The sequence below is a fragment of the Streptomyces sp. MBT53 genome (assembly GCF_016654115.1).
In the GTDB taxonomy this organism is placed as follows: domain Bacteria; phylum Actinomycetota; class Actinomycetes; order Streptomycetales; family Streptomycetaceae; genus Streptomyces.
Genome location: NZ_JAEQAZ010000310.1, coordinates 1 through 6748 on the forward strand (window position 1 = coordinate 1; position 6748 = coordinate 6748).

The window sequence follows — 6748 nt, forward strand, 5'->3', positions numbered from 1 at the left end:
CGCCAACATTCTTAGGGAACCCGCATGCGAACCCGCACCCTGCTCACGGCGCTCACCGCGCTGACCCTGCTCGTCGCCACTCCGGCCCTCGCCGCCCCCGCCCCGCAGGCCGCCGCCGCGGCGACCTGGGACACCGACCGCGCGGCCGCCGCCTACGCCGCGAACCCGGCCGCCGTCATCGCCTCCGGCAGCGAGAACGCCGGCACCACCCCAGGCCTCGCCTTCGACGGCGACGGCGCCACCCGCTGGTCCAGCAACTTCGCCGACGACGCCTGGATCCGCCTCGACCTCGGCACGACCCTCCGCGTCGACCGCGTCACCCTCGACTGGGAGGCCGCCTACGGCAAGAGATACGTCCTGGAGATCTCGAAGAACGGCACCGACTGGACGCCCTTCTACACGGAGACGGCGGGCACCGGCGGCTCGGTCACCACGAGCACGTACCCCCAGGAGGCGACGGGCCGATACATCCGCCTGCGCGGTTTGGAACGGGCCACGCCCTACGGCTACTCGCTCTACTCCTTCAAGGTCTACGGCGGCGAACCGGCCCCCGCGTCCACGACCCGCACCAACCTCGCCCTGAACCACCCCGCGTACTCCAACTACTACCAGCACAACGGCAATTCACCGGCGTACGTCACCGACGGCGGCTGGCCCGCCAACCTCAAGGACGACGCGACCCGTTGGTCCAGCGACTGGAACGCCGACCGCTGGGTCTCCGTCGACCTCGGCGCCGCCTCGACGATCGACACGGTCGACTTCTACTGGGAATCCGCCTACGCCGTCGACTACTTGCTCCAGGTCTCCGACGACAACACGACCTGGCGCACGGTGTACGAACCCTCGGCCGCCGACATAGCCGCGCGGCGGGCGAACGTCCAGGCACCCGCCGACGCGACGGGCCGCCACGACACGGTGACCCTGCCCCAGCCGGCCACCGGCCGCTACGTCCGCATGCTCGGCAAGGAACGCCGCTCCTTCTACAACCCGGCCCCCTACACGGCCCAATTCGGCTACTCGCTCTACGAGTTCCAGGTCTGGGGCACCGGCGGCAGCGCGGCGGCGGCCTACCCGGCCCTTCCCGGCGACCAGTTGGGCACGTACCGGACGACGTTCTTCGACGACTTCACTTCGGCGGCCCTGGACCGTTCCAAGTGGCGGGTCGTGCGGACCGGCACGGAGATGGGATCGGTCAACGGCGAGTCCCAGGCGTACGTCGACTCGACGGACAACGTCCGTACGCAGAACGGTGAGTTGATCCTCGGGGCGAAGTACTGCAAGGGCTGCACCCAGGCGGGCGGCGGGACCTACGACTTCACGTCGGGCCGCATCGACACCAACACCCACTTCGACTTCACGTACGGCAAGGTCAGCGCCCGCATGAAGCTGCCGGTCGGTGACGGATTCTGGCCCGCCTTCTGGCTGCTCGGCAGCAACGTCGACGACCCGTCCGTGTCCTGGCCGGCCTCCGGCGAGACCGACATCATGGAGAACATCGGCTACGGCGACTGGACGAGCACGTCCCTCCACGGCCCCGGCTACTCCGCCGACGGCAACATCGGCGCCCGCCAGACCTACCCGAACGGCGGCACCGCCGACCAGTGGCACACGTACGCCGTCGAATGGACGCCGACTGCGATGCGCTTCTACGTCGACGACAACCTCGTCCAGGAGACCACCCGCAACAAACTCGAATCGACCCGCGGGCAATGGGTCTTCGACCACAACCAGTACGTCATCCTCAACCTCGCCCTGGGCGGCGCGTACCCGGCCGGCTGGAACCAGGTGACCACGCCGTACTGGGGCCTGCCGCAGTCGAGCGTCGACAAGGTCGCGGCCGGGGGAGTGCAGGCGGAGGTGGACTGGGTGCGGGTCGAACAGAAGCAGTGACAGCTGGGCCGGTCCGGAGCGCGGAACCGGACCGGCCCGTCCGCCCCGGTGGCAATCTGGGGGGCGGACGTAGCGCGCGCCGCGATCCGGTTGCGGTGGGTGCGGTGCCCTGCGATTCGGTTGCGGTAGGTGAGGCGCCCCGGGAATCTGGTGCCGGACGTACCGCGCCCCGCGATCCGGTTGCCGCAGGTACGGCGCCCGGAAACCCGGTTGCCGCGCACGGCGAGCCCGCATCCGGCTCTCGCGCGCGGCGAGCGCGGCATCCGGATGCCGCGAAGGCTCCGTGCCCGGCAACCGGGTCGCCGGGCGCTCCGTGCCTGGCTGCCGGGTTGCCGTACGTTTCGTGCCGGGCTGCCTGGCAGCCGGGTTGCCGTACGTTTCGTGTTCGGCTGCCAGGCTGCCGAGCGCACTGAGCCCGCCAGTCGGGTAGCCGAGGGCCCGGCGCCCGGCAATCCGGTTGCCGCCCGCCCAGCCCCCTGACACGCTCACGCCCATGTCGACCTTCGCCGCACCCGACGGAACCCGCCTCGCCGCGCATGCCTCCGGCGACGGTCCGCCGCTGGTCTGTCTGCCAGGTGGACCGATGCGGGACTCGGCCTACCTCGGCACACTCGGCGGCCTGACCGCCCACCGGCGGCTGATCCGGCTCGACCTCCGGGGCACGGGTGCGTCGGAGGTGCCGCGGGATCCGGCGTCGTACCGCTGCGACCGGCTCGTGGACGACGTCGAGGCCCTGCGCGAACACCTCGGCCTGGAGCGGATCGACCTGCTCGCGCATTCGGCCGGCGCGAACCTGGCCGTGCTGTACGCGGCCCGGCACCCGGACCGGGTGACCCAGCTGACGCTGGTCGCCCCCAGCGTCTACGCGGTCGGCGTGCAGATCTCGGCCGAGGACCGGCTGCGGGTCGCGCGGCTGCGCGGGTCCGAACCGTGGTTCGGACCCGCGTTCGCCGCCCTGGAGCAGATCACCGCCGGGCGGGCCACGCCCGACTCCTGGGAGGCCATCTCGCCCTTCGCCCATGCCCGTTGGGACGAGCCGGCACGAGCCTTCGAGGAGGCCGACGCCAAGGAGAAGAACGCGGAGGCCGCGGCCCGCTACGCCGCCGAAGGTGCCTTCAGCCCGGCCGACACCCGCGCGGCGCTGGCCGGCTTCACCTCCCCGGTGCGCGTCCTCGCCGGGGAGTTCGACATCTCCGCTCCACCGCATGTGCTGGCCCGGTACGCGGACCTGTTCCCGGTCGCCGAGTTCGTGATCCAGCCCGGCGCCGGACACATGCCGTGGCTGGACGACGCCGAGCGGTTCGTCGCGATCATGGCAGCACTTCTGGAGTGATCCGGCATGTCGAGCATCGCGACGTCGCAGATCTCGAGGGTCTGGGTGCCGGTGCTGATGCTCGCCTCTCTTTTGACCGCCCATGCGATTGCTTTGTCGTGCGGCAAAGCGCGCAGGAGCACGACCATGTCGCCGCTGTCCGGTGCGAGGATGACCCCTCGCGTGCCCTGGTCGGAGCTTGACCAACTGTGGGCAGAAGGAAAGGCGGGCATGTTCGTCGGGTCTCCTCCCTGGGTGAGAGGCTGCGCCGGATATGCGAAGGCGGCACAAGACGCGGGCCGTGCCACGGAGCTGCACTGTCAGTCGTGTTCGGGTTCATCCTCGGTCGACTCCTCGAGTTCCCCGAGCACACGCCATGCCAGTTCCGCAAGTGTCTCGCCCGAGGTGGTTGTCCATCGGGCGGTTCCCTGGTTCGCCATGGGCCGTTCCTCCCACTCGGCGAGTTCCCACATACGGGTGATCAGGCCGGACGGAGAGTACTGCTTGCCGTCGGCTGTCCAAAGGATCGGCCTGGAACGGTGGTTCACCCAGGTGGCCCGCGCGCGTCGTTCGTCTTTGGCCAGCCACTCCCGCAGGGCCTCGGCCTCAAGTGGATAGGCCGTGCTCAAAGCAAGCGGAGTCCCTTCGTCGAGCACACCGCGATCGATGAGGACGGAGACCGCGTTGGGGCGACGGCGCTTGCGCTGCACGCGGACTCGCCGATATTTGTCCGTGACTCTGCGGCCGTCCGCCGTTGTCAGGAGAGCTGTTACATGTTCTACGAGCTCCCGGCAGCGGCTGCTGTCCCCGCACACGGTCTGGATCCTTGAGCGCTCGGTGTAGAGCTCGTCGATCGCCGCCGCAACGACAGGGAGCAGCTGTTCGACGAGTACCGGTGCCTGTTCCGTGGCGTTTTTGGCCCACTCCAGCTTTGGGTCCGGTTCGTCGATGGCCTCGGTGTCGAGCAGCCGGAAGACGAGGTGCGTGAGCAGGTACACGCCGTGTTCGGTGAGGGCGGCGCCCCGCCCCTCATATCGTGCGCGTAGTTGGTAGAGGCTTCGGCGCACGGCACGCAGTACCTGCACCGCGTTCCACAGCAGATGGGCGCTGGGCTGGGGCCGGAAGAGCACGTCATAGATGCCCTGCGAGCCTCGCTCCCACAGCACGTCGAGGGTGCCTGCCATCCGTGCCGCGTACCGGCTGTCGGAGTGCGCGCAGGCCAGTGCGCACGCGGCTTCGACCACGGAGCAGCCCGTGTCGGCGGGCGGGTCAAGCTCGCTGCGCCGGACGCTGTACTCAAGCCCGAGCTCGGCCCGCATGTCCTCCATGATCGAGGCCTGGACGGGGTCAAGAGCGATGAAGTCCCGTGCTTCCACGCGGTTTTGGCGGTTCGTGGCCTGAGTCGTCTCCTTCGCGAAGTCCGTCGCCTTCCCGGTCACGATGATGCGCACGCTGACTTGCGCTGATGCGGCCGTCTCGTCGGAGGCCACGGCCTCGGCGATGGACCGGACGGTCTGCGCGCCGTTCACCACGCTGGCGTTACGCAGTTTCAGTACGAGTGGCCGTTGTTGCGGCGTTCGTACGGACTGCCGGTCCTTCTCGACCGATTCGCAGAGCACGGTTACGCCGTTGTTGAAGTACCAGAAGTGCGCCGGTTCCTCGGTGAGTGTGTTGATCAGCGCGTTGTTGATCGGAGTCCTGCCGAGCGGGTTGCGGATGTTCAGGTTGAACAGGTCGGCCCCGTACGTCATCCAGTCAGCGATATGTTCGGCCTCCACGACGCCTTGGTACGACTCGTACGGAGAAGTGATCCCGAACCAGGGAAAGAGCTCGGCGGTGAGGTCGACCGCCTTCGGAGCGAGGTCCTTGAGTACGGACGCGTGCACCTCCGGCGCGAGGATGATGCGGTGACCGAGTACCTGGCCGTGGCGGTTGAACTCCTTCTCACCGGTGGCCAGGGCGTGCTGGAACCCCTGGGTGACATCCTCGGCGCGCATCAGGACAATGACTTGGGTGACCGGCACAGGGCCTTGTGACATCACCGTCTTGGCGAGCTCCGCCAGTTGACGGCCGCGGGGGTTGAACTCGGCGAAGTCCTCGTCGTCGATCAGCCGCAGACCGGCCAGCAGCTCGTGCACCGCTTGCCGCTCGCTGTTGGCCTTCCCGTACTTGCTCCATTTCGCCTGAACCAGGAACACGTGCGGATTCGGTCCGTCCACCACGGCGATGGCGTCGATGCCCTGGTCGGCATCCCCGTCGATGACGGTGAGCGCGGCCTCCTGCATACTGAACCCGGTGACGATCCGTACGGCCTGAGCTGTCAACGCCCTTGACAGCAGACGCGGTTCGCGCTCTTGGAGCGGTTTGCCGTCGAGGTCGCTGACGTCGAGTAGATTCCTGTCGATGTAGAAGGTCCGCAGAGCTCTTTCCACCTGGCGAACCGGTGTGGGCACGGCGGGGGTGTCGCCCCCGGCCTTCTTGGCGCTCATGTTCTGTCCCTCCCCAGTGGGTTCCAATGCGTCCGCGATTGCGCTCGGCCGGTACCCAGACAGGTGATCGTCCCATGGAGCGGTGGGTGCGCTGCAAGTTCTTACGTCACGCGCACTCTGGCCCATTGAGATTCAGCCGGAGCACGGCAAGGCCCCCGCGGTGCCCTGCGCGAGCAGCGGCACGCCGATGTCCCGGCGCAGCAGGACGGCTTCCTCACGGACGCCTCTGCCGAGTACGGCACGGTAGCCGAGGGCCGACATGTTCCTGGGCCCCGGTGATCCGTGCATGCGTGTCGGTCGGGGCCTCGAACTCCGCAGTGCGGCGCCGAAGTTGTCGGCCCGTCGCATCCGCAACGAGATGATCCCCTATTTTCCGTGCCCAGGGTGCCTGCCGCGAGCTCGATCATCTTGCCGACCGCCTCCGAGGCCTGCGCGAATCGTTCCTCACCATGAGAGCGCCCTGATGCGCACGAACGTCTGTGATCCGCGCATGCAGCGTCTCCGGCGAGGCGAGCACTGGGGCCGGTGGAACTCGGCCGCCCAGGCGCCTGGCGCGTACGGGCGGCGGAAGGCGCCGGTCGGATCGGGAGCCTCGACAGGTCCCACCTCCGACTCGGCCGGCACGTCGACGAGTAGTCGTTGCAGTGGTCTCGGAGCGGTCCGGGCTCAGGGTATTGAGGTAGCCGAGACTGTCCGGCGCCCGGGATCATCCGGCAGCACGCCGGGGCACCTGGCCGGCGACACCTCATGACCACAGGTGTCGCCGGCCGAGAACGGGTGATGCGATCGGGATTCCGGCTGGGTAAGGTCGTTTGGGGTCCCCAGCGGGACGCTGTGGGACCGCGGTTGATCAACGAGCTACGATCCGGCGCGGTTCATGATGCTCGATGGCGTGACATGGACCTGATAATCAGCAGTCCCTGAACTCCGGTGACTGGTTCAGTACTTGGGACCGCAGTGAAGTGAACTTGGCGTACGTCTCGCCGTCCCGCGCCGTCGGCCGGAACGCCGCCACCCGGTGGCAGTTCTGGAAGGCCAGGGCCACCCCGAAGGCCAG

5 protein-coding genes are annotated in these 6748 nt (G+C 68.6%); 2 read left to right on the plus strand and 3 right to left on the minus strand.

From position 1 onward, the window contains the following. The first annotated feature begins 24 nt into the window (after positions 1-24). Positions 25-1890 carry a discoidin domain-containing protein gene (locus JHN45_RS49145; protein WP_201055979.1) on the plus strand — a complete coding sequence of 622 codons (1866 nt, stop codon included), beginning with the start codon at positions 25-27 and terminating at the stop codon, positions 1888-1890. 493 nt (positions 1891-2383) lie between these two features. After that, complete coding sequence (locus tag JHN45_RS49150; protein WP_201055980.1) at positions 2384-3223, plus strand: alpha/beta fold hydrolase; 840 nt, start codon at positions 2384-2386, stop codon at positions 3221-3223. A 299-nt stretch (positions 3224-3522) separates the two neighbouring features. On the opposite strand, the gene JHN45_RS49155 is transcribed toward JHN45_RS49150, so the two are convergent. From JHN45_RS49155 to JHN45_RS49160, 3 genes are all read right to left on the minus strand, one after another. Continuing rightward, a complete protein-coding gene (locus JHN45_RS49155) occupies positions 3523-5817 on the minus strand; it encodes an AIPR family protein (protein ID WP_236584965.1) in 2295 nt (764 codons plus the stop codon). Positions 5818-5823: 6 nt separating this feature from the next. Then, the gene (locus JHN45_RS54280) at positions 5824-5952 is read right to left on the minus strand and encodes a hypothetical protein (RefSeq protein WP_268982488.1); all 129 of its coding nucleotides are present in this window, start codon (positions 5950-5952) and stop codon (positions 5824-5826) included. A 649-nt stretch (positions 5953-6601) separates the two neighbouring features. Further along, positions 6602-6748, minus strand: a 147-nt coding sequence (locus JHN45_RS49160; protein ID WP_236584966.1) for an SCO5389 family protein, incomplete at its 5' end; no start/stop codon positions are given.